The organism is Miniimonas arenae, assembly GCF_006351005.1.
Classification (GTDB): domain Bacteria; phylum Actinomycetota; class Actinomycetes; order Actinomycetales; family Beutenbergiaceae; genus Miniimonas; species Miniimonas arenae.
In genome coordinates, this window is sequence record NZ_VENP01000016.1 from 16,984 (window position 1) to 38,764 (window position 21,781).

General features: G+C 73.9%; 21 protein-coding genes. 10 read left to right on the forward strand and 11 right to left on the reverse strand.

The features are described 5' to 3' along the window. Positions 1-10 precede the first annotated feature (10 nt). Positions 11-1,033 (forward strand): hypothetical protein, encoded by a 1,023-nt coding sequence (locus FH969_RS05980; RefSeq protein WP_139986481.1) that lies wholly within the window; start codon positions 11-13, stop codon positions 1,031-1,033. 223 nt (positions 1,034-1,256) lie between these two features. After that, positions 1,257-3,275 (forward strand): efflux RND transporter periplasmic adaptor subunit, encoded by a 2,019-nt coding sequence (locus FH969_RS05985; protein ID WP_180359690.1) that lies wholly within the window; start codon positions 1,257-1,259, stop codon positions 3,273-3,275. Between the two features lie 190 nt (positions 3,276-3,465). Here the strand turns inward: FH969_RS05985 and FH969_RS05990 are convergent, their stop codons facing one another. After that, positions 3,466-4,293: a LysE/ArgO family amino acid transporter gene (locus tag FH969_RS05990; protein WP_139986483.1), complete on the reverse strand. Its 828-nt coding sequence runs from the start codon at positions 4,291-4,293 to the stop codon at positions 3,466-3,468. 79 nt (positions 4,294-4,372) lie between these two features. On the opposite strand from FH969_RS05990, the gene FH969_RS05995 reads away from it, so the two are divergent. From FH969_RS05995 to FH969_RS06005, 3 genes are all read left to right on the forward strand, one after another. After that, positions 4,373-5,404 carry a LysR family transcriptional regulator ArgP gene (locus tag FH969_RS05995; RefSeq protein ID WP_108718773.1) on the forward strand — a complete coding sequence of 344 codons (1,032 nt, stop codon included), beginning with the start codon at positions 4,373-4,375 and terminating at the stop codon, positions 5,402-5,404. Further along, entirely contained in the window at positions 5,401-6,456 is a 1,056-nt protein-coding gene (locus tag FH969_RS06000; protein WP_108718772.1) for a LacI family DNA-binding transcriptional regulator, read from the forward strand. The genes FH969_RS05995 and FH969_RS06000 overlap by 4 nt, the downstream gene beginning before the upstream one ends. 208 nt (positions 6,457-6,664) lie before the next feature. Beyond that, positions 6,665-8,092 carry a sugar porter family MFS transporter gene (locus tag FH969_RS06005; RefSeq protein WP_139986496.1) on the forward strand — a complete coding sequence of 476 codons (1,428 nt, stop codon included), beginning with the start codon at positions 6,665-6,667 and terminating at the stop codon, positions 8,090-8,092. 132 nt (positions 8,093-8,224) lie between these two features. Here FH969_RS06005 and gnd read toward each other — a convergent pair whose 3' ends face one another. Next, on the reverse strand, positions 8,225-9,274 hold the full coding sequence (gene gnd, locus FH969_RS06010) for a phosphogluconate dehydrogenase (NAD(+)-dependent, decarboxylating) (protein WP_108718771.1): 1,050 nt from the start codon (positions 9,272-9,274) through the stop codon (positions 8,225-8,227). A 52-nt stretch (positions 9,275-9,326) separates the two neighbouring features. Then, a complete protein-coding gene (locus FH969_RS06015) occupies positions 9,327-10,061 on the reverse strand; it encodes an SIR2 family NAD-dependent protein deacylase (RefSeq protein ID WP_246071735.1) in 735 nt (244 codons plus the stop codon). A 115-nt stretch (positions 10,062-10,176) separates the two neighbouring features. Here FH969_RS06015 and FH969_RS06020 point away from each other — a divergent pair, with 115 nt between their 5' ends. Next, positions 10,177-10,794, forward strand: coding sequence for a TetR/AcrR family transcriptional regulator (locus FH969_RS06020; RefSeq protein WP_139986484.1), 618 nt, complete (start codon positions 10,177-10,179; stop codon positions 10,792-10,794). A gap of 11 nt (positions 10,795-10,805) precedes the next feature. Here FH969_RS06020 and FH969_RS06025 read toward each other — a convergent pair whose 3' ends face one another. Beyond that, positions 10,806-12,140 (reverse strand): GntP family permease, encoded by a 1,335-nt coding sequence (locus FH969_RS06025; protein WP_108718769.1) that lies wholly within the window; start codon positions 12,138-12,140, stop codon positions 10,806-10,808. Positions 12,141-12,275: 135 nt separating this feature from the next. Beyond that, positions 12,276-12,794, reverse strand: a complete 519-nt coding sequence (locus tag FH969_RS06030; RefSeq protein WP_234417444.1) for a gluconokinase — start codon at positions 12,792-12,794, stop codon at positions 12,276-12,278. A 162-nt stretch (positions 12,795-12,956) separates the two neighbouring features. Here FH969_RS06030 and FH969_RS06035 point away from each other — a divergent pair, with 162 nt between their 5' ends. Beyond that, positions 12,957-13,670, forward strand: coding sequence for a FadR/GntR family transcriptional regulator (locus FH969_RS06035; RefSeq protein WP_246071736.1), 714 nt, complete (start codon positions 12,957-12,959; stop codon positions 13,668-13,670). Here FH969_RS06035 and FH969_RS06040 read toward each other — a convergent pair. Genes FH969_RS06040 through FH969_RS06050 form a run of 3 tightly spaced genes read right to left on the reverse strand, consistent with a single transcriptional unit; the run spans position 13,667 to position 16,901 of the window. Beyond that, complete coding sequence (locus FH969_RS06040; RefSeq protein ID WP_180359691.1) at positions 13,667-14,863, reverse strand: winged helix DNA-binding domain-containing protein; 1,197 nt, start codon at positions 14,861-14,863, stop codon at positions 13,667-13,669. The genes FH969_RS06035 and FH969_RS06040 overlap by 4 nt on opposite strands. A 2-nt stretch (positions 14,864-14,865) precedes the next feature. Continuing rightward, on the reverse strand, positions 14,866-16,290 hold the full coding sequence (locus FH969_RS06045; RefSeq protein ID WP_139986486.1) for an L-serine ammonia-lyase: 1,425 nt from the start codon (positions 16,288-16,290) through the stop codon (positions 14,866-14,868). Between the two features lie 35 nt (positions 16,291-16,325). Next, positions 16,326-16,901 carry a mycothiol transferase gene (locus tag FH969_RS06050; protein ID WP_108718764.1) on the reverse strand — a complete coding sequence of 192 codons (576 nt, stop codon included), beginning with the start codon at positions 16,899-16,901 and terminating at the stop codon, positions 16,326-16,328. A 65-nt stretch (positions 16,902-16,966) separates the two neighbouring features. On the opposite strand from FH969_RS06050, the gene FH969_RS06055 reads away from it, so the two are divergent. Next, the gene (locus FH969_RS06055) at positions 16,967-17,434 is read left to right on the forward strand and encodes an SRPBCC family protein (protein ID WP_108718763.1); all 468 of its coding nucleotides are present in this window, start codon (positions 16,967-16,969) and stop codon (positions 17,432-17,434) included. Positions 17,435-17,558: 124 nt separating this feature from the next. Further along, entirely contained in the window at positions 17,559-18,380 is an 822-nt protein-coding gene (locus FH969_RS06060) for a transglutaminase-like domain-containing protein (RefSeq protein ID WP_108718762.1), read from the forward strand. Between the two features lie 356 nt (positions 18,381-18,736). Here FH969_RS06060 and FH969_RS06065 read toward each other — a convergent pair whose 3' ends face one another. Both FH969_RS06065 and FH969_RS06070 read right to left on the reverse strand, forming a co-directional pair. Then, on the reverse strand, positions 18,737-19,711 hold the full coding sequence (locus tag FH969_RS06065) for a succinylglutamate desuccinylase/aspartoacylase family protein (protein WP_218975270.1): 975 nt from the start codon (positions 19,709-19,711) through the stop codon (positions 18,737-18,739). A 105-nt stretch (positions 19,712-19,816) separates the two neighbouring features. Then, positions 19,817-20,464 (reverse strand): helix-turn-helix domain-containing protein, encoded by a 648-nt coding sequence (locus tag FH969_RS06070; RefSeq protein WP_159096474.1) that lies wholly within the window; start codon positions 20,462-20,464, stop codon positions 19,817-19,819. 118 nt (positions 20,465-20,582) lie between these two features. Here FH969_RS06070 and FH969_RS06075 point away from each other — a divergent pair, with 118 nt between their 5' ends. Further along, positions 20,583-20,849 carry an acylphosphatase gene (locus tag FH969_RS06075; RefSeq protein WP_108718759.1) on the forward strand — a complete coding sequence of 89 codons (267 nt, stop codon included), beginning with the start codon at positions 20,583-20,585 and terminating at the stop codon, positions 20,847-20,849. A gap of 81 nt (positions 20,850-20,930) precedes the next feature. Here FH969_RS06075 and FH969_RS06080 read toward each other — a convergent pair whose 3' ends face one another. Next, positions 20,931-21,773, reverse strand: a complete 843-nt coding sequence (locus tag FH969_RS06080) for a DNA/RNA non-specific endonuclease (RefSeq protein ID WP_139986488.1) — start codon at positions 21,771-21,773, stop codon at positions 20,931-20,933. Positions 21,774-21,781: the final 8 nt, after the last annotated feature.

Below are 21,781 nucleotides of genomic sequence, written 5' to 3' on the forward strand. Positions count from 1 at the left end.
AAGGCTCTTCATGCGTGCACTCACTCCCTCCCGCTCGCCACGGGCATCGCGGCGGGCATCCCTGCGGCCCTCCCGCCTCGTCGCCCTCACCGCGCTCGCGGCAGCCACCGCGCTCGTCGCGTCCTGCTCGACCGGCACGTCCGAGGCCGCGGGCAACTCCGACGCCTCCGCGGCGCCGTCCGTGGACGCCTCCGCGGCGCCCGACGGCGGGCAGGGCGCGCTCGGCGGCGGTGCGGGCGGCGACGCCGATCGCGGCGGCGTGTCCGGCGAGATCGTGCTCGTCACCGGCAGCACCGCGCAGGTGCAGGGCGACGACGAGCAGACGGCCGTGACCTGGACCGACGACACGAGCGTCACGCTCGCCGCCGACGGCACGATCGCCGACGTGGTCGCCGGTCTGTGCGCGACGGCGCAGCTCACCGACGACGTCGCCGTCTCGGTCGCGCTCACCCAGCCGGGCGACGACGGCACGTGCGCCGCCGGGTTCGGCGGCGGGATGGGCGGCGGGATGCCGGGCGGAGGGCAGCTGCCCGAGGGCGGCGAGACGCCGACCGACCTCCCGACCGACATGCCGAACGGCGGCGAGATGCCCACCGACATGCCGAACGGCGGCGAGATGCCGACCGATATGCCGCAGGGCGGCGGTGCGGGCGGCGGGTTCGCCGGCGGCATGCCGACCAGCGGCACCGTCACCGCCGTCGACGGGACGACGATCACCGTCACCACCTCCGACGGCGAGACCGCCACGATCGCGACCGACGACGCGACCACCTACACCGTGACCGCGACGGCCGCGACGAGCGACATCGCCACCGGGCTGTGCGCGACGGCCTTCGGCGACGCCGACTCCTCCGGAGCCGTCACGGCGAGCTCGATCGCGCTGTCCCAGCCCGGCGACGAGGGCTGCTCGACCGGTTTCGGGGGCGGCGGCTTCGGCGGCGGTGGCTTCGGCGGTGGCCCGGGCGGGCAGCGCGGCCAGAACGGTCAGAGCGGCGCCGGCGAGGAGAGCACGAGCGGGAGCGGGAATGCCTGACCAGCGCGCGGTGAAGGGCACGGGTCCAGCGGAGGAGGCGGGGACGTCGGGGACGTCGGGGACGTCGGGGACGTCGGGGACGTCCGGGCTCACCTCCGAGACGACGGGCCCGGAGGCGGCAGCCGCCACAGGGACGGGCACCACGGGGACGGTGGCCGCGCCCACGGCGAGGCCGACGACCACGGCGACCGCTCGCCGTCGGGCCCGGCGCCGCAGGCGCGTCGTGACGATCGCCGCCGGCACGGCCGTGGCGCTCGCGGTGGCGGGCGGCGCCGTCGCGCTGACCGTACGGCCGGCCGAGCACTACCGCACGGCCGAGGCGAGCACCGCCGACGTGAGCCAGAGCATCGCGGCCACCGGCACGCTCACGTCGGTCGACCGCGCGGACGCGGCGTTCTCGACGGCGGGCACCGTCGCGAGCGTCGACGTCGCCCTAGGCGACACGGTCACAGCCGGACAGCAGCTCGCGACGCTGGACGCGGACGAGCTGGCCGACGCCGTGGCCGACGCGCAGGACGCGCTCGCCACCGCGCAGGAGACGCTGTCCTCCGACCTCGAGGCGCAGACCGCAGGCGACACCGTCAGCTCGATCACGTCCTCGGGCGGATCGGGTGGTTCGAGCGGGACGTCCGGCGGGTCCGGCGGCGCACTCGTGGTGACCGGGCTGCTCCGGCCGCTCGTGGTGACCGTGCTCACGGTGGCCGAGGCGGTTGCCGACACCTCGGGCGACGACGACAGCTCGAGCGGCACATCCAGTGACGTCGAGGCGGCGTGGGCGGCGGTCGACGCCGCGCGCGCCGACGTGACCGTCGCGCAGGACGCGCTGCTCGCGCAGTACGACACCGTGAACGCGGCGCTGGCCGCGGCGACGGGCTCGGGGAAGACGTCGACCGACACGTGCGCGCCCTTCCTCGCGGCCACCTACGACGGCTCGGGCGAGGACCCGGGCGCCGACCTCGCCGCACTGCAGGCCGCGCTGGTCGCGTGCCAGGGCGCCGTGACGCTGTCGCTCGCGGACCAGGCGACGGTCGCGACCGAGCAGCAGGCGCTGCTGGATCGCGCGAGCGAGCTCGACACCGCCGTGGCCACGCTGAACGACGCGGTCGACGCCGCAAAGGCGGCCGACGAGGCGGCCGGCACGGACGACCCGACCACCGAGCCGACCTCTGAGCCGACAGACGAGCCCACCGCTGAGCCGACCACCGAGCCCACGACTCAGCCCACCGGCCAGCCCTCTCAGCCGACCGACCAGCCGACGAACGGGACCGGCGGCCAGACCGGGGGCACGGGCGGCACGGGTGGCTCGACGTCGGGCGGCATGTCCGGCGGTTCGACCACCGGGAGCGCTCCGTCGACGGGCGGCACGGGCGCCTCCGGTGCGACCGGAGGCACGGGTGGCGCCGCCACCACGGGCGGGACGGGCAGTGGCACGGCCGGTGCCACGGGCAGCACCGGCTCGTCCGGCGTCGAGGTCACGGCCCAGCGGATCCTCGCCGACCAGGCCGCGGTCGACGTCGCCCAGGCCGACCTCGCGATCGCCGAGGCCGCCGCGGCGTCGGGCACGCTCACGAGCCCGATCGACGGCACGGTCGCGCAGGTCGCGCTCGCCGTGGGCGACGAGGTGACGGCGTCCTCGACGACTGCGGTCGTCACGGTGCTCGGCGACGGCGGCTACGTCGTGACGTCGACGTTGGACCTGTCCGACGTCAAGCAGCTCGCCGTGGGCCAGACCGCGAGCGGGAGCGTGGGCGGGAGCGACGCCGTCGTGGCCGCACACGTCGCGAGCATCGGGGTGACCGACGTGTCCGAGACTACGACGCCGCAGTTCACCGTGGTGCTCGCGGTCACCGACCCGACGAGCGGGCTGCTCGAGGGCGCGACCGCGGACCTCGACGTCGACGTGGCGCAGCGCACCGGGGTGCTCACGGCGCCGACGTCCGCGGTGCACGTGTCCGGCTCGACGACCACCGTCGACGTGCTCGAGGGCGGCGAGGTGACGTCGCGCGAGGTGACGGTCGGCGCCGTCGGCGCGGAACTCACCGAGATCACCGACGGGCTGACGGCCGGCGACGAGGTGGTGCTCGCCGACCTCACTCAGGCCATCGACACCGGTGACGAGGACTCCACCTCCTCCGGTCTCACCGGCCTCTCCGGCGACTCGCAGCAGCAGGGCGGTGGCTTCCAGGGCGGCCCGCCGTCCGGCGGGGGCGGCTTCGGCGGCGGGGGTGGCCCACAGGGCTGACCGCCCGTGGCGGGGTCCGCGGCTGCAGCTGTGCGGCTGCGGACCCCGCCGACCGCGCGCCCCAGGTGGAGACCGCCACCGCCACGTCCACCCCACACGCGGCACACGCCCGTCCGGCGCGCCCCACGTGGAGACCGCCACCGCCACGTCCACCCAGACCGTGGCCGACCTGGCCGACGACGCCGACCAGTCAGCGCAGCCCGGCCAGCAGGCTCGCCGCGACCGCGACCATCACGACGGCGATCACGGTGTCGAGCACGCGCCACGCGGACGGTCGCGCGAACACCGGGGCGAGCAGGCCGGCGCCGTATCCCAGCGCGGTGAACCACGTGATGCTCCCGATCCCCGCCCCGACGGCGAACAGCCACGGCTGCGCGTAGCTCGCCGACACCGAGCCGAGCAGCACCACCGTGTCGAGGTACACGTGCGGGTTCAGCCACGTGAGCGCGAGCGCCGTCAGGACCGCGACGCGCAGGCTGGAGCGGGCGGGCCGCGCGGCGGCAGGCCCCGAAGGCGTGAGAGGAACGGCAGCCACCGCGGCGACGGCGGAGCCAGTGACCGTGGAGCCGGTGACCGCGGAAGGAGCGGCGGACTCAGGAGCGGCGGAACCAGGAACCGCAGAACCACTGCCGGCACCGACTCCGGGTCCCGAGTCCAGCGCGGCACCGCGACCGCCGTCACCCGCACCCGGCGACGAGCCGTCGCCCTCGGCCGCCCCCAGCTCGAGCCCGTGCACAGCCGGCCGCCAGGCCCGCCGCGCGGCAAGCCACCCGTACCAGAGCAGCACCGCGGCGCCGAGGACCGTGACCACGGTGAGCACGCCGTCGTGCGCCGCGATCACGCGCCCCAGCCCGGCGGCGCCGATCCCGATGAGCACGAGGTCGCTCACCGCGCAGACGGCGACGACGACCCCGACGTGGGAGCGCGCCACCCCCTGCCGCAGGACGAACGCGTTCTGGGCGCCGATGGCGACGATGAGGCCCCATCCGAAGAGCAGGCCGGCAAGCACAGTGGTCACGCTGCGACGCTACGAGCAGCCATCAAGACAGTCCAACGAATGTTTCTTCGGTTTCCTTAGCAGCGCTTACGATGGCCGGATGTCCACGGACCCAGGTGCGGTCACTCAGCACCGCGCCCCCGACTGGGACCTGCCCCAGCTGCGCGCCCTCGCGGCCGTCGTCGACCACGGCAGCCTCGAGGCCGCCGCGCGAGCACTTTCCGTGACGCCGTCGGCGGTCAGCCAGCGCCTCAAGGCGCTCGAGCGCACCGTGGGTGCGGTGCTGCTGCGGCGCACCCGACCGGTGCGGGTGACCGCCCAGGGCGAGCCGGTGCTCCGGTTCGCCCGGCAGGTCGACCTGCTCGCCGCGGACGCGGAGCTCGCGGCACAGGACGCCGGCGCCGCAGGACCCGTCGGCGGCACCACCTCGCGCCCGACCCTCCGCCTCGCCGTCAACGCCGACTCGCTCGCCACCTGGGTGCTCCCGGCCCTCGCCCCCCTCTCCGCCGACGTCGATCTCGTCTTCGTGCGCGAGGACCAGGACCACACCGCCGAGGTCCTGCGCACGGGTGACGCCACCGCGGCCGTGACGTCCGTGAGCACGCCCGTCCAGGGCTGCACCGTCACCCCGCTCGGCGCGATGCGCTACCTCCCGATGGCCTCGCCCGCGTTCGCGCGCCGGCACTTCCCCGAGGGACTCACGACGGCGTCGCTCGCCGTCGCGCCCGTCGTCGTCTTCGACGATCGCGACCGCCTGCAGCACCGCCTGCTCGAGGACTGGGGCGTGCGGTCCGCGCCGCCGAGCCACGTCGTGCCCGCGTCCGCCGAGTTCGTCACCGCCGTCCGGCTCGGCTACGGCTGGGGCATGGTGCCCGAGCTGCAGGTGCCCACCTGGACGGCGGCCGACGCCGTCGTGCTCACGACGCCCGACGGCGCACCCTCCCCCGCGATCGACGTCACCCTGTTCTGGCAGCAGTGGTCGCTGCGGACCGCCACGCTCGACGCCGTCGCCTCGGCCGTGCGCACCGCCGCGGCGGACGCGCTTCGTCCGATGGCGACGTCACCGTCGGCGAAACGACGCGGATCGTCGGGACGCCGAGGCGGGCCTGCTCGGGTAGGGTCCGGGCCATGAGCGAGCAGCCGACCGCGCGGCCGACGCCGGTCCGGCGCGGCTCCTCGGCGCCCTCGATCGGGGACGTCGCCCGGCGCGCGGGCGTCTCGCAGCAGACAGTCTCGCGAGTGGCCAACGGGTCCGACGCCGTGCGCCCCGCCACGCGGGACAAGGTCCAGCTGGCGATGACGGAGCTGGGCTACACCCCGAACCGGGCGGCGCGTGCGCTGCGGTCGGGCTCCTTCACGACGATCGGACTCATCGCGCACCGGCTGTCCCGCACGGGTGAGTCCCGCACGGTCGAGGCGGTGGTCGCGGCGGCCCGAGCCGAGGGCTACACCGTCAACCTCGTCGACCTCGAGCAGGCGACGACGAGCGAGGTCACCGCCGCCGCCGTACGGCTCGAGCACCAGGCCATCGACGGCCTCGTCATCATCCGCGCCGAGGACGCGACGCCCGAGACGCTCGCGCTCGCGCCCGGCTTCCCCGTCGTGGTCGCGGACTCCCGCTTCGTGGGTCACCTGCCCTCGGTCGGGATCGACCAGGCGGCGGGCTCGACCCTGGTGGTCGACCACCTGCTCGACCTCGGGCACCGCACGGTGCACCACGTGCGCGGCCCGCTGGACTCCGGGCCCGGCAACCAGCGCGCGGACGCCTGGCGCGAGGCGCTGCTCGCGCGCGGTGCGCCCGTGCCCGAGCCCGTCGTGGGCGACTGGACGATGGCGTCGGGCTACGCGGCCGGACGGGCGATCATCGCCGCGGGCGCCACGGCGGTGTACTGCGCCAACGACGAGATGGCCGGCGGCCTCCTGCGGGCCGTGCACGAGGCGGGGCTGCGGGTGCCGCAAGACCTCTCGGTGGCCGGCTTCGACGACATCCCGATGGCCGAGTACCTCTGGCCGCCCCTGACCACGGTGCACCAGAACTTCGCCGAGACGGGGCGCACCCTGGTGGCGCTGCTCATGCGACAGATCCGCGACCACGAGGCGCTCGAGCCACGCGCCCACCTCATCCCCGCCACCCTCGTGGTCCGCGCCAGCACGGGTGCGCCACCCGCCGCGCCGCGCGAGTGACCTGTCGCTGACGCGCGTGACCAGCGCTGACGCGCTCCTGACCCCCCTGTGACCCACGACTGACCGACGATTGACCCGCACCTGACAGCGACTTTCGTCTGACGTACCCACGCCCCCCTGCCGCTCGACGCCCCGCCGGGCCTACTGTGCGTACGTGGCCAGCGACGACGCACGGATCGACGACTCCATTCCCGAGAACACGTTCTCGATGAAGAGCCCGTACGGGCGCCGCGCGATCGGCCTGTCGGTCGCCGCCGCCGTCGGCGGGTTCCTGTTCGGGTTCGACTCCTCGGTGATCAACGGCGCCGTCGACTCGATCTCCGCCAACTTCGAGATCAACGACACGCTGACGGGCTTCGTCGTCGCCGTCGCGCTGCTCGGCTGCGCCGTCGGCGCCATGGTCGCCGGCCAGCTGTCGGACCGCTGGGGCCGCCTCAGGGTCATGATGCTCGGCGCCGCGGTGTTCCTCATCAGCTCGATCGGGGCCGGCCTCACGTTCAGCGTGCCGGACCTGCTGCTGTGGCGCATCCTCGGCGGCATCGGCATCGGCATCGCGTCGGTCGTCGCACCGGCGTACATCGCCGAGATCGCGCCGCGTCAGGTGCGCGGCGCCCTCGCCTCGCTCCAGCAGCTCGCGATCACGCTCGGCATCTTCGTGGCCCTCCTCAGCGACGCGCTGCTGGCGTTCCAGGCAGGCAGCGCCTCGGACGACCTCTGGCTCGGCCTCGAGGCGTGGCGGTGGATGTTCCTCGTCGGCGTCATCCCGGCTGCGGTGTACGGCATCCTCGCCTTCACGCTGCCGGAGTCGCCGCGCTACCTCATCGCCAAGGGCCGCACCGAGGAAGCGCGGGAGATCTTCGCCCGACTGGTGCCCGAGGTCGATCTGCCCCAGACGATGCGCGAGCTCACCACCGCGATCGAGACGGACCGCAGGAACGCGAACGTCTCGCTCAAGGGTCCGGTGCTCGGCCTGCAGAAGATCGTCTGGGTCGGCATCATCCTGTCGGTCTTCCAGCAGTTCGTGGGGATCAACGTGATCTTCTACTACTCCACGAGCCTGTGGAAGTCGGTGGGGTTCACCGAGGACGACTCCCTCACGATCAGCGTGTTCACGTCGGTGACCAACGTGCTGGTCACGCTCGTGGCCATCTGGCTCGTCGACCGGGTCGGCCGCAAGCCCATCCTGCTCACCGGCTCCGCGATCATGACCGTCTCGCTCGGCGCCATGGCGCTGTGCTTCATGTCGGCGACCGGGACGGGCGACAACGTGACGCTCGACGACCCCTGGGGCACCATCGCGCTGATCTCGGCGAACCTCTTCGTGATCGGGTTCGGGGCGTCGTGGGGCCCGCTCGTGTGGGTGCTGCTCGGCGAGATCTTCCCCAGTCGGATCCGCGCGAAGGCGCTCGGCGTGGCCGCCGCGGCCCAGTGGATCGCCAACTTCCTCATCACCGTGACGTTCCCGCCGATGTCGGCGTGGTCGCTGCCGATCACCTACGGCATGTACGCGGTGTTCGCCGCGCTGTCCTTCTTCTACGTGTGGGCCCGCATCCCCGAGACCAAGGGGATGGAGCTGGAGAAGACCGAGACGCTCTTCACCAACCCCGTGCAGCACGGCAGCGCCGCGCAGCGCTAGCCGCGCCTCGCCCATACGCACGACGGCGTACGCGAGGTTCGCGTACGCCGTCGCCCGGGTGCGCCTCGCCCATACGCACGACGGCGTACGCGAGGTTCGCGTACGGCGTCGCCCGCTGCGAAGGACCGGACGTCAGGGCGCGGTGGCCGCCGCGTCCGCCGCCCCGCCCTCGACGATCGGCTTCTCGGCGTGGCCGCCGAACTGGCTGCGCTGCGCGGACTGCACCTTGTCCTGGAACTCGTTGAGGTCGCGCGAGGAGAACCGCGCGTTGAGCGCGGCCTGGATGACGTTGGCCGGCACGCCCTCCTCGACGGCGGCGATCACCGTCCACCGGCCCTCGCCTGAGTCGGACACCCGGCCGCCGAACGAGGACAGGTCGGGGTCGGCGGCGAGCGCCGCAGCCGTGAGGTCCATGAGCCACGAGCCGATGACCGACCCGCGCCGCCACACCTCGGCGACCTCGGCGATGTCGATCTCGTACTGGTAGAACTGCGGGTCGCGCAGGGGCGTGGTCTCGGCGTCGATCTCCTGCGTGTGCAGCCCGGCGTCGGCGTGCCGGATGATCGACAGGCCCTCGGCGATCGCGGCCATCACGCCGTACTCGATGCCGTTGTGCACCATCTTCACGAAGTGGCCGGCGCCGTTGGGCCCGCAGTGCAGGTACCCCTCCTGCGCGGTGCCACCGGGGTGGCGCCCGGGCGTGGGCTCGGCGTCGCCCGCACCCGGCGCGATGGTGCGCCAGATCGGGTCGAGCCGCGCGACGACCTCGTCCTCGCCGCCGATCATGAGGCAGTAGCCGCGGTCGAGGCCCCACACGCCGCCGGACGTGCCGCAGTCGACGTAGTGGATCCCCTTCTCGCGCAGCTGGGCCGCACGCGCGATGTCGTCGCGGTAGTAGGAGTTGCCACCGTCGATGACGGCGTCGTCGGGCGAGAGCACCTCGGCGAGGCCGTCGACCGTGGACTGCACGTACCCGGCGGGCACCATGACCCAGATGTTCCGGGGTCCGGTCAGCCGCGCGGCGAGGTCCTCGAGGCTGGTGGCCGCCACCGCACCCTCGGCCGCGAGCGCCGCGATCGCGTCCGCGTTGACGTCCCACACCACGCACTCGTGCCCGGCGCGCATGAGGCGGCGCACGAGGTTGGCGCCCATCCGGCCCAGACCGATCATTCCCAGCTGCATGTCTCTCCTCGAGTCGGCCGACCGCAGGGGGTCGGCGGGGGGTCGTACCTGGCTACACCTGGTCCAGCAGCTCCTGGACGAGCCGCGGGAGCTCGACGTCGATCGGTCCGCGGCGCACGTCGGCGGCCAGCGGGTCGTAGGGGGTCGGGTCGCGGTTCACGACGACGAGCCGCGCCCCCGAGCGCACCGCCTCCACCGCGAGGATCGCCACGGGCTGGACGGTGAGGGTGCTGCCCACCGCGACGAAGACGTCGCACGCGCGCGTCGCGCCGACCGCCCGCTCGAACGTCCCGCCCGGCAGCATCTCGCCGAAGTAGACGACGTCGACCTTGAGCACGCCGCCGCACGGGCAGTGCGGGTCGGGGTCCTGGCCGAGCCGGGCGAGCACCTCGGGAGTCTCCTGCGTCGCGCCACAGGCGAGGCACGACGTCGTGCGCAGGCTGCCGTGCACCTCCGCGACGAGATCGCTCGCCGTGCCGGCGAGCTGGTGCAGCCCGTCGAAGTTCTGCGTCACGACCCCGCGCAGCGCGTTCGCGCCCTCGAGCGCCAGCAGGGCGCGGTGGGCCGGCGACGGCGTCGCGCGCCAGGCGGGGTGGCTCGCCCAGGAGGCCCAGCCCGCTGTGCGGACGTCGACCTCGGCGACGTAGGCGTCGATGTCCAGCAGTCGCTCCGCCGTCGGGTCGCGCGTCCACACCCCGTCCGGTCCCCGGAAGTCCGGGATGCCGACGGAGGTGGAGATGCCGGCGCCGGTCAGCACCGTCACCCCGCCCACGTGCGATGTCCTCACGGGTGAAGGCTACGCAGCCTCGGCGGGCGGTCGGGGCCGTCCCGGCCACGAGTCTCGCCCGAACGGGCGGGGAAGACGCAGGCGACCGGGGGCGGCGTACCCCTAGGCTGCCCCCGTGCCCCGTCGCCCGAGCGGTCGTCGCGAGCGGATCGGCCAGACCGGCCTCACGATCATCGCGTCCTCCGGCCTGCACGCTCTCACCCACCGCAACGTCGACGCGGCGCTCGCGTTCCCGCCCGGCACCACCTCGTACTACGCGCGGTCGCGGCGGGAGCTCGTGGCGCTCGCCGTCGAACGACTGGCGGCGCGGCTCGACGCGCTGCCGCTCGGGGAGGCCTCCTCCGTGAGCACCGAGCCGGAGGCCGTGGCCGCGCTGACGTCGGCCGTCGAGCTGCTGCTCGCCGAGCACGGCACCGACCAGCTGGCGCGTCTCGTGCTGCTCATCGACCTGCGCGGGGACCCGGAGCTGCTCGACCTGCTCGCCGAGTCTCCGATCCAGGCGGCCGTCGTCGCTGCGGTCGAGACGCTGCTCAGCCAGATCGGAGCCGCCGACCCCACGACGGCTGCGGCGGGGCTCCTCGCGCTCATCGACGGCCTCATGCTCGCGAGCTTCGTCTCCGACCCGCCCGCCCCGGTCCGGCCCGCGATCGCGGCGTACGTCGCGGGGCTGCCGCGGGTCGAGGCCGGCGGGGTGGGCGGGCCGGACGTGGCGGGCGAGGTCCACGGCGCCTGACGAGCCCATCGCTACACGACGAGCCCGAGCAGGAGGACGCACGCCAGACCGGTCACGGACAGCACGGTCTCCATGAGCGACCAGGTCTTGAAGGTCTGACCCACGGTCATGCCGAAGTACTCCTTCACCATCCAGAAGCCGGCGTCGTTGACGTGGCTGAGGAACACCGAGCCCGCGCCGATGGCGAGGACCAGCAGGGCGGTGTGGCTCGGCGAGAGACCCGCGGCGAGCGGCGCCATGATGCCGCCGGCCGTGATGGTGGCGACGGTCGCCGAACCGGTGGCGAGGCGGATCAGCACGGCCACGATCCAGCCGGCCAGCAGCGGTGGGATGGCCGCCTGGGCGATGCCGGACGCGATGGCGTCGGCGATGCCGGAGTCGACGAGAGTCTGCTTGAATCCGCCGCCGGCGGCCACGATGAGCAGGATGCCGGCGATGGGGGGCAGGGCGGAGCCGACGAGCGAGCCGACCTCGGCGCGCGACCGACCGACGTTGAAGCCCATGAGGAACATCGCCGTGACCACGGTGATGAGCAGCGCGATGAGCGGCGTGCCGAGGAAGACGACGGCGCGGCCGATCTGGCCCTCCTCCTGTCCGGCCATCTCGACGACCGTGCGGGCGAGCATGAGGATCACGGGGAGCAGGACGACGAGGATCGCGGCGCCGAACGACGGGCGGCGGTCCGACTGACGGGTGTTCTCGTCCGAGCCGAGCAGCTCGCGGGCCGGGATCGGAACCCACTTCGCCTGCACCTTGGCCAGGAGCGGGCCCGCGATGACCACGCAGGGGATCGCGACGATGAGGCCGAGGCCGAGCGTGAGGCCGAGGTTCGCGCCGAGCGCGTCGATCGCGATGAGCGGACCGGGGTGCGGCGGCACGAGACCGTGCAGCGCCGAGAGGCCGGCGAGGGCGGGGATGCCGAGCAGGATCACGGGGAGGTTGGCGCGGCGCGCCGCGTACATCACGACGGGGATGAGGATGACGACGCCGACCTCGAAGAACAGCGGGATGCCGACGACGAACGCGATGAGCGCCATCGCCCACGGCAGGCGTTGCAGGGGCGTCTTGTCCAGGATGGTGTCGACGATGACGTCGGCGCCGCCCGAGGAGATGAGCAGCGTTCCCACGATCGAGCCGAGCACGATCAGCAGGCCGACGCCCGCCACCGTCGTGCCGAACCCGGTGGTGAAGCTCGTGAAGAGCTCGGTGTACGGCATGCCGGCGGCGATCGCCATCACGCCCGCGCCCGCCATCAGCGAGAGGAACGGATGGACCTTGAGCCAGACGATGAGGGCGACGATCACGGCGATGCCCGCAAGGGCCGCCAGGACGAGCTGAGTGGTCATGGGTGACTCCGGTGTCGGTGGTGCATCAGGGGTGGGGTGCAGTGCGGGGTGGTGCGGGGTACGACGAGTGGTGCGGGCCGTGCGTCAGGCGGTGAGTCAGGCAGTGCGGTCAGGCAGTGCGGTCAGGCAGTGCGGTCAGGCAGTGACGGGCTCGAGCCGCAGCCGCCGGACGATCTCGCGGGCGACGTCCTCGGGCGTGCCGAGCACGTCCACGACGATCCCGTCCTCGTCGTCCTGCAGGGGCTCGAGCGTCGCGAACTGCGAGGGCAGCAGAGTCGTGGGCATGAAGTGGTCCGTGCGCGCGGTCATCCGCTCCTCGATGAGCCCGGTCGTGCCGGCGAGATGCGCAAAGATCGTGCGGCCCGGGGCCTGGCGCAGCCGGTCGCGGTAGGCGCGGCGCAGCGCCGAGCAGGTCACGAGCGTGTCCCGGCCTGCGGCGTCCTCGACGGCGGTCCAGGTCACGATCCGGTCCAGCCAGGGCCAGCGGTCCTCGTCCGTGAGCGGGGTGCCCTCGCTCATCTTCGCCACGTTCGCCTCGGGGTGGAACGCGTCGCCCTCGGCGACCGACCAGTCCAGCAGCTCGCCGAGCCGGTGCAACACGGTCGTCTTGCCCGAACCGGCCACTCCCATGATCACCAGATGTGTGTGCGTCATCATCGACCCTCTGTTCAGGAGCGCACCTCTGCGCTCGTGGGATGACCATAGAGCCCAATCGGAGTACGAATCAAGAGTCAGATCACAACTCACTTCTCGAACCGCATCCCTGATGGCTGACGCGTACGCTCAGTCGCACGACGTCACGGCGGGGAGGCTGGAGTGGTCGACGCAGGAACGGGGACACCAGAACCCGTGCGGCTGCACGAGGAGTGCGCGCGCACGCTCGGCATCGAGGTGATCGACGGGGAGTGGCCCGTCGGCGAGGCACGCACCCTCGAGGACGTGCAGACCCGGTTCGGGGTGTCCCGCACCGTGGCGCGCGAGGTCGCGCGTCAGCTCGAGGTCATGGGACTCGTCCTCACGCGACGCCGGCACGGGATGCTGCCCCAGCCGGTCGAGCGGTGGAGCGTGCTCGACCCGAAGCTCATCGACTGGCGACTGCGCTCGACCCGGCGTGCGGACCAGCTGCGCTCGCTCACCCAGCTGCGCCTCGTCGTCGAGCCCGAGGCCGCCGAGGGCGCGGCGCGGCACGCGTCGGTGCACACCCGCGCGCGCCTGCTCCCGCTCGCGGCCGAGATGCGCCGCACGGGCGAGGCCGGGGACCTGCAGGAGTTCCTGCAGCACGACATCGAGTTCCACCGTCTGATCCTGCGCTCGAGCGGGAACGAGCTCTTCGCGGCGCTGAGCGACCTCGTCGCCGTCGTGCTGTCGGGCCGCACCGACCAGGGCCTCATGCCGGCGCAGCCGCAGCCCGAGGCGCTCGACGGACACGAGGCGGTCGCCCAGGCCGTCTTCCGGGGCGACCCGGCCGCGGCCCGCGCCGCGATGCAGCTCATCCTCGACGAGGTCCGCTCGGCCGTCTCGCCCCCCTAGCCCGCACCCGCCGCGGCCTCACCGCGCGAGGCGCGCTCCGCCGTCGTCCATCGGCGTGCCCGCGGCTTCACCACCGTGCCGGCGAGGAACGTCTCGAGCGCGGCGACCCGCGCCCCGAGCAGCTCGTGGTGCTCGCGGCCGAGCGCGCGCGGCAGCGCGAGGTCGAGGCCGACGGTGCCGTCGTCGCGCACCGCCCAGCCGCCCACGACGCGCCCGTCGACCCAGACGGTCGGGCCCGCGTTGCCCACGGTGTCGAAGACTCGCGGGCCGAGGTCGCCGAGGTGGAAGCCACGCTCGCGCCAGCCCATGGCGGACGGATCGAGGCCGGGCAGGAGCGCGACGGTCGGCTCGACGTCGGGCGTGGGCTCGGCGTCGCCCTCGAGCACGAGTGCCGGCCCGCCTTCGGTCTCGACGCTCTCGGTTCCCACGCCCGCGAGCGCCGCCGTGGTCACGCCCTTGGTCCAGCCGGTCCACCACTGCAGGTCCGCGGGCGTCGCCGGCCCGTACCGGGCCAACCACCGGCGCGCGACGGCGGAGCTCGCCGTCGCGGCGTCCGGCACCGGGGGCAGTTCGGGCAGCCAGTGCGCGCGCCCGGCCCAGCGGAACCGCACCGAGGTCCAGTCACCGACGACGGACGCGCGCAGCACCGTCCCGTCCGCCGAGAGCATCGTGAGGAGGCGGCTCGCGACGGACTGGCTCGCACCGGCGCCCGCGGGGACGAGGGTGAACCGCGTGGCGAGGATCGGGTCGGCGGCTGCGAGGTCGGCGCTCGTGAACTCCCCGGCCTGGGCCACGAAGTCCAGCGCGGCCCGTTCGGCGCGCGCGAGGACGTCCTCGACGTCGCCCTCGATGCCGCCGTCGCGGAGCAGCTTGACCGTGACCCGGCGCTGGTTGGCGGCCATCGCCCGGGTCGCGCCGAGGACGTCCGGCACCTCGTCGACAGGGACGGCGAACACCGTGCGCCGCATCGCGAGCAGCCGCACGAGCGTCCGGTCGCGGTAGAGCGCCCGGTCCAGCGGCTCGGACGTCGCCGCTCCGGTGCGGGCTGCGACGGCGAGCGTCATCGCCACCGGGTCGGTGGAGTGCAGGGCGACGACGGCGAGCGCCGCCTCGTGCGGGGAGTGCGCGTCACCGCGGTGCGCGTGCCGCACCACGAGGCGACGGCGTCGCTCGGCGTCGTCGAGGTGCCTCACCGTCAGCACTCCACCACGTTCACCGCCAGCCCGCCCGTCGACGTCTCCTTGTACTTCGTCGACATGTCCAGGCCGGTCTGCCGCATGGTCTCGATGACGGCGTCGAGCGACACCACGTGCAGACCGTCGCCCTGGATCGCGAGCCGCGCGGCCGACACCGCCGTGCACGCGGCGATCGCGTTCCGCTCGATGCACGGCACCTGCACCAGACCACCGACCGGGTCGCAGGTCAGCCCGAGCGAGTGCTCCATCGCGATCTCGGCGGCGTTCTCGACCTGCCGCACGTCCGCGCCCTGCAGCGCCGCGAACGCACCCGCCGCCATCGAGCCGGCCGACCCGACCTCGCCCTGACACCCGGCCTCGGCGCCCGAGATCGACGCGTTGCGCTTGTACAGCGACCCGACCGCGCCGGCCGTGAGCAGGAACCGGCGCATCGCTCGACGGCGGGCCTCGCCGTCGAGCCCCGACAGCCGCAGGTGGTGGCGCCCCACCGCCGGGATGATGCCGGCCGCCCCGTTCGTGGGCGCCGTGACCACCCGCCGCCCGTCGGCGTTCTCCTCGTTCACGGCCATCGCGAACGCCTGCAGCCACTCGATCCCGCGGTCCAGGATCGGCCGGCCCGTGGCGGCGTCCGTGCGTTCGAGCGCCTCGAGCCGCTCGCGCTGCGCCCGCGCGCGACGCCGCACGTGCAGCCGGCCGGGCAGCACGCCCTGCCGCTCGAGCCCTGCGTCGACGCAGTCGCTCATCGCCTGCCAGATCCGGTCCAGCCCGGCGTCGACCGTCTCGGCCGGCCGCAGCGCGCACTCGTTGGCGTAGGCCACCTCGGCGATGTCGAGCCCCTCCCGCTCGCACGTGGCCAGCAGGTCGGCGGCCGTGGCGAAGGGGTGGGGCACGACGGCGAACGCACCCTCCGCCGTCGGGCTCGCCTGCGCCTCGGTCACCCCGAGCAGCTCGGCCTCCGTCACGACGAACCCGCCGCCGATCGAGTACGCGACCTCCTCGAGGACCACCTCGCCGGCGGCGTCGAGCGCCACGAACCGCATGCCGTTCGAGTGGCCGGGCATTCGCGTGAGCGGGGCGAGCCGGACGTCGGCGCTGGTCATCCGCACCGCGCGCCGGCCCAGCAGCAGCACGTCGACGCCGTCGCCGAGCTTCTCCCAGCCGCGCGGCACGTCGTCGCAGTCGCAGGTCTCCGGGTCCAGCCCACGCAGGCCGGCGACGACGGCGTCCGGCGTGCCGTGCCCCTCCCCGGTCGCGCCGAGGGACCCGCACAGGACGACCTGGACGCGCTCGACCTCCTCGAGCCGGTCCGCGGCCGCGATCCGCGCGACGAAGGCGCGGGCCGCGCGCATCGGCCCGACGGTGTGCGAGGAGGACGGTCCGATCCCGATCGAGAACAGGTCCAGCACGCTCACGTAGCCGCTCACTTCACCACTCCCCCTGCGCCTCCAGGCCGGCCGGCTCAGCGCAGCGGCGGGTAGGCCGCGGGCGGCGCGCCGTCCGGCGGGTCCTCGCCCACCACACCGTCGACCGCCTCGCGGATGAGGTCGGCGTGCCCCGTGTGCCGCGCGTACTCCTCGATGACGTCGGCCAGCAGCCGACGGACGCTGACGTCCTCGTCCCACTCGACCCGGGTGAGCGCGGCGGGTCCGCCGTCGGCCAGCACCTGCGCGTAGGCGGCACGGGACCGCAGCACGGCGCCCTGCCACAGTGCGATCAGCGACTCGGGGGTGTCCTCGTCCGTGATCCGCCAGGGGATGGAACGGTCCTCGCGGATCGCGTACCAGTCCCACGGCCCGCCGTACTCGCCGGTGAGGAACGTGGCGATCTTCTCGTCCTCGACGAATGCGAGGTGCTTGACGAGCGAGGCGAGCGTCAGCTCCGAGGCCCCGACACGCATGCGCATACCCGCGGCGTCGACACCGGAGGCCTTCCAGATGAACGTGGCGCGCTGACGCTCCAGCGAGCCGAGCAGCGTGTCCTCCTCGCTGCCGTTGAGCGCCGGTTCGGGCCACCCCTGCTCGCTGATCTCCATCATGGGCCGACCGTACGCCGCACCTGCGACACGGCGACAGGGCGCCGTCTGAGGTCTACCGTGCGGCCATGGCGCACGAGGGCAGCGACGGCACCGGCGACGTGCCTGGCGGCGCGCCCGGCAGCGACGCGACCGGCAGCGACGTCGCCGAGATGATCGTCGCCGTCGCCGCTCCCCTCGCCTCCGTGCGGGCGGCGTGGACGAGCGAGGGCATGGCCTCCTGGTGGTGGCCCATGTTCGGCGACACGACGTACGACTTCGCGCCCGCCGTCGGGCGCTCGTGGCGGATCGCGACCGCCGAGGGCGGGTTCGGCGCACGCGGGGAGTTCCTCGACGTCGACGAGGACCTGATAGTGCTCACGTGGTGGTGGGAGACGGACGAGGACCAGACCGAGGCGGACACGGTGACCGTGTCGTTCGCGCTCGGGGTCGGCGAGACGCAGGTGCACGTGGCGCACCGCGCTCGGCCGGCTGCGCTGGCGGACCTGCGCGAGGGCTGGCTGGACTGCCTGGAGCGGCTGGCCGCGCAGTACTGAGGCGGGCCCTCGGCGCCACCGCGCCGCACCGCGCCGCACCGCGCCGCACACCGCCATCCTTCCGGGCGTAGCGCCGGCGGCGGGGCGGGCCGCATCATGGGAGACCCGACCCTCGGAGGCACCCGTGCTGCAGCGCATCGGCTTCGACATCCACCTGGCCGTGTCCAGCCCCACGATGCTCGTCGCGAACCTCCTCGTCCGGCCCGAGTTCCAGCGTGACCTGCGTGCTCTCGAGCACCTGTCGATCTCGCCGGAGCTCGTCTCCGAGGCCTACTCCGACCCGTTCGGCAATCGCGCCGTCCGGGTGGCGATCCCCGAGGGCGTCGACCTCGTCGAGCTCTCCCTCGACACGGTCGCCTACTACTCCGGCGAGCCCGACCCCGTCGTGCCCGACGCCGAGCAGCACCCCCTGCACGAGCTCCCCGTCGAGGTGCTCCAGTTCCTCCTGCCGAGCCGGTACTGCGAGGTCGACTCCGAGCTCATGGACTACGCGTGGCAGACCTTCGGCTCGGTCCCGCCCGGCTGGGCGCGCGTGCAGGCGGTGGTCGACGCCGTGCACGAGCGCATCCGGTTCGACTACGCCAACGCGCGTCCCACCCGCACGGCGCTCGAAGCGTTCCGCGAGGGCACGGGGGTGTGCCGAGACTTCGCGCACCTCGCCGTCACCCTGTGCCGCTGCCTCAACATCCCCGCGCGCTACGTCAACGGCTACCTCGGCGACATCGGCATCGAGCCGCTGCCGGACCCGATGGACTTCTCGGCCTGGTTCCACGTGTACCTCGGCGGACGCTGGTACGCCTTCGACGCGCGGCACAACGAACCTCGGATCGGCCGGATCGAGATCGCCTACGGCCGCGACGCCGCGGACGTCGCGATGACCACGGTCTTCGGCTCGCACGAGCTGCGGCGCTTCGAGGTCACGACCTACGAGCTTCCCGACGCCTAGGTGCCCGACTGCGAGCCCGCCCCCGGCGGTGCGGGCACCTCCGCGTCGGCCGCCTGAGCGAGGGTCCGCGCCGTTCCACGGACGGCTCCCGCTGTCCACGGGGGGGACGGCATGACCGCTGGCCCTGGCGAGCGGCGCGACCGTGCCGGCAACCCGCGCCATGCCAGCGATCCGTACCGATCGCCCGCGCCGTGCCAGCGATCTGTGCCGGCAGCCCCCGCGATGCCAGCGATCCGTGCCGGCAGCCCCCGCGATGCCAGCGATCCGTGCCGGTTCGGGGCACCGACCCGCGACAGATCGCTGTATCCACCGTCGGATGCGCGACAGACCGCTGAGCTCGCCGGCCGACCGACTGCTCAGCCGAGCGGTCGATCGCTGGTGACCGCGAGGTAGAACCACTCCTCGCCGGGGTCGGCGTCGTCGTCGGGGAACATGATCGCGCCGTCGACGCTCGCGCGAACCTCGGTGCCGTCGGCGCGCACCCCGATGAGGTCGCCGGTGCGGACCGGCTCGAACGGCTGCCACGGTCGCACGAATCGGTCGGCCGGGTCCTCCTTGTCCACCACCACAGCGGTGCGCAGCACGCGCGGCGCCGCGCCGGGCGCTGCAGGCGCCGTGGCATGCGGCCCCTGGGGCGCCGCGACCAGTCCGAGGTGCGCGAGCGCGCGGCGCGTCACGGTGAGCGCGACGGCAAAGGCCTCCGGGTCGTCGTGTCCGCCGCACTCGACGGTGAGCGCCCATCCGCCCCGCTCGCGCAGGTACTCGTTCGTCCCCGTCCCCACCGCCCGGTCCTCGGGGGTGACCGGGACCCCGGCGCGCTCGGCGTGCTCCTCGAGCCGAGCCTCGTAGACGTCCTGCCAGCCCTCGACCACCACGTCCAGGCCGAGCGCTCCCGCGAGGGCGGCCTCGTGCTCGGCGTGACGGAAGGGGACGCCGTCCGGCTCGGCGAGCTCGATCATCACGAAGGGCACGGTGTCGGAGGTCGCCGAGTGCAGGTCGAGCAGCACGTCGTGGGCTGCGAGGACCGGCGCCAGCGCGGCCACGACGTGGTCCTCGTAGTCCTGCCGAGCCTCGGCCGGGCGGGGCACGAAGGACCGGTTGAGGTTGCGCTCGCCCGCTCGGGTGCCCTGCGCGCACGCGAGCGGGTTGGCACGCGGCACGAGGGTGAGGACCCCACGCTCGAGCACGAGAGCCCCTGCGTCGATCTCGGCCTCGAGCGCCTCGAGGGCCCGGGTGCCGCACGTCTCGTCGCCGTGCACTCCGCCCAGGACGATGAGGCGGGGTCCGGGGCGCAGCGTGTCCCAGCTCCGGAAGCTCAGCGTCGAGGTCACCGGCCTACCGTGGCGCATCCCGGGCGCCGAGGCCAGAGACACGCGGAGCGGCCTGCGCCGATCGGCCGGCGCGAGCTCACCCCCGCCCGAGGTGCGTCGAGGCGCTCAGGCCGGGTGCTCGCCGTCGTGCGTCCCGCTCACGTCGAACGACGTGAGGGTGAGCCACACAGCGACGGCGACGTCGTCGGAGGTGTTCACCACGCGGTGCGGCCGCGTGGCCGCGAACGACAGGGAGCCGCCGGCCTGCAGCGTCACGGACCCCTCGGTGAACTCGAACGTGAGCTCACCGCGCAGCACGTGTCCCGACTCGTAGCCGGCGTGGACGAGCATCGCGCCGTCGACGGACGACGACGAGCCGGCCGGGTAGGTCGACTCGAACCAGTCGACGCCGGGCAGCGCGGCCGGTGAGAGGCGGCGGTAGGTCACCCCCTGACCGAGGTGGGCAGCGTCGGTGACGTCGGGCCGCGCGACGAGCACGCCCTCCACCGGCTCGTTCACCGCGCCCGCCTCCCCCTCGAAGTGCGGGGCGAAGGGCTCGTGGCCGTCGAAGATCGTCGACACCGGGACGCCGAGCACGCCGACCAGCTCGACCAGTCGGTTCACGGACGGCTGCATCGCCCCGGTCTCGATCTGCGAGAGCGCGCTGGAGGAGATCCCCATCGCCTGCGCGACGGAGGCGAGCGAACGACCCGAGGCCTGCCGCACGCTGCGCAGGCGCGCTCCGATCTGCGCGGACGGCGCTGCGTCGCTCATCGGACCTCGTCGTTCACTCGTTCTCCGGGTGGTGCCGCCCATCGTAGGCAGCGCGCTCCGACGAGGGACGCCCGCGCGGGGGTGTGCGGGGCGGCCGAGGCGGCGGCATCATGGGCGGATGATCCGGGTGCGCGCCGTGGTGTCGGGCCTCGTGCAGGGCGTGGGGTTCCGCTACTCCGCGCAAGAGCAGGCGGCGCGACTCGGCGTCGCCGGGTGGGTGCGCAACCTGCCCGACGACACCGTCGAGTGCGAGGTCGAAGGGCCCGCGGAGGCGGTCGGCACGATGGTCGACTGGCTCCGGCACGGACCGCGGCACGCCCGCGTGGGCGGCGTCCACGTGCAGGACGTGCCGGTGACCGGCGCCGAGGGTTTCCGGATCACCTGAGCAGGCCCGGCGCACTCACCTGACGGAGCGACTCGACCAGCGCTCCCGATCGCGGCGCCCGCCCTCACCACGCGAGCGCGCTCACCTCGTCGATCGGGCGCGGGGCGGCCGGTGCGGGGCCGGCGAGCGAACCGTCCGGCGGGACACCCTCGCCGCCCGCCACCAGCCCGTCGAGCCCCGGAACGTCAGGCCGGTCCGTCCGGTCAACGTCGCGAGCGGCACCTGATACGTGCGGAACTCCTCGAGGAAGCCGCCGGCCAGCACGCCGCGCTCGAGGTTCTGGGTGAGGAGGAAGGCCTGGAAGCGGTGCTCGCCGTCGAGCTGGTAGACCACGACCTTCCAGTGCTCGCGCGGGACCTGGACGATCCCGCGGTAGGGCGGGTCGTCGTCGGCGAGCACCGGGCCGGCGAACACCGCGAGGCGCCGGTCCACCAGGCCCTCCTGCGCGAGCAGCGCGTTCTCCAGCAGCCCCCACACGCCGCCCTTGCTGGACTGGTTGAAGTCGTCGACCTGCGGGGTGATGTTCGTGAAGAAGAAGGAGTCCGCGTTGGCGTCCTGTGCCTCGGCGAGCGCGCCCCACAGCAGGTCCGCGCGGCGTGCGAGATGGCCGCGATCGAGCCGGTTGCTCCGGTAGACGGTGTCGTCGGTCTGCTCGTCGTCGGGCAGCCGGGGGTCGGTGCGGAAGGCGAGGCCGTCCCGGTCCAGGCCGTCGCCGGTGAGCAGCCGCAGGCCGTCGATGTTCCACGCGGACCACCAGGCGAGCCGCCGCGTGCGGTTCATCGCGACGGTGAAGTGCGTGTAGTCGAGCACCGGCACCTCGCCCGCCTCCGCGCCGGCCGAGCCGGCGGGCAGGCCGACGGCCGGCGGCGCGACGTCGATCCCGAGGAACCCGGGGTCGTAGGCGGGCCAGTCACCGGTCGGCATGCGCCCAC